1 protein-coding gene is annotated in these 1,257 nt (G+C 61.8%); it reads left to right on the forward strand.

Translation table 11 applies throughout. From position 1 onward, the window contains the following. Positions 1 to 115 precede the first annotated feature (115 nt). On the forward strand, positions 116 to 1,257 hold a 1,142-nt coding region (locus CRI93_RS14950), incomplete at its 3' end, for an IS4 family transposase (RefSeq protein WP_098063530.1).

Consider the following 1,257-nt stretch of genomic DNA (forward strand, 5'->3'; position numbering starts at 1 on the left):
CACAGTACATGACAAAACTCAGGCGGGTCTTAACAAAACAGAACGGGCCTATCCTCCAGCGGTACAGGTCGTGAGACAAACCATGACCTGTGCTGAAGAATAGACCCGTCTGCCTATGCCTTACGTGCAGTCGATCACCAACGTTCTCACAACCTACCTCGGGTGGCATCGCGCCCGGCTGAAGTTCATTGCCCGCTTTCAGGCGGCCTTGCTCATGCGACAGACAACCAACCTGGCCAAGCTGGCCGCATCCTTGAAAGGGGGCGTCCAGATCGCATCGAATTATCGCCGGATTCAGCGGTTTCTGTCGGACTACAAGGTCGATTTTACGGCGCTGGGCCGCCTTCTGGTGCATCTGCTGCCGCAAAACGAGCCGTACGTCGTCGCGCTTGACCGGACGGAATGGCACGTTGGGCAGACCCCGGTCAACATTCTTATGGTTGGGGTCGCGCACAAAGGCACGGCGGTCCCGATTGCCTGGAAGGTGCTGCCCAACGGAGGCGGGTCGGCTGCCACGGCTCACATCGACGTGTTGGAGCGCTTTCTGGAGGTGGTCGATCCGAAGGCGATCCGGGCCGTGGTGGCCGACCGCGAGTTTATCGGTGTGGAGTGGCTGCTGGCTCTTCAGGAGCAGAACATTCCGTTTGCGATTCGTCTGCGTTCGAACCGCCGCATTGGGCACTCCAGCGGGCACTCCAGCGGGCACTCCAGCAGGCACTCCAGCGGGCACTCAGACGAGGACTCCGCTCTGCCGGCTCGGATGTTCGCCCGGCCCGTCGCGCTGGGGACTGAGCGTGTACTTGCAGGCGATCGGTACTTGGTTGGAACCGATGGACAAAAGGTCCCCGTCCGGGTTGTGATCCGGCGTATTGCTTCCGGCGACACCGACGATCCGTTCCTCATTGTAGCCACCTATAAGCTCGCCCCCACCGAGGCGTGTGCGCTCTACCGTAAGCGATGGGAGATTGAGACGCTGTTTGCGGCGCTTAAATCCCGGGGCTACGACCTGGAGGCCACCCACGTGACCGAGCCCGGTCGTATGCAGCGGCTGCTGGGCCTGTTAGCACTGACCTTCGCCTGGACGCACCTTGTTGGCGAGAAGCGCGCGCTGTGGGACGGACCGCCGCCGAAAAAGGCGCACGAGCGCCGCGCGAAGAGCCTGTTCCGGTACGGGTTAGATGGGTTGCAACAGATACTGACGACCCCCGAGCGGCAAGACGCCGCCCTCTTCCGCTGTTTGAGCCTGCTTCAACGACC

The organism is Longimonas halophila, assembly GCF_002554705.1.
GTDB lineage: Bacteria > Bacteroidota > Rhodothermia > Rhodothermales > Salinibacteraceae > Longimonas > Longimonas halophila.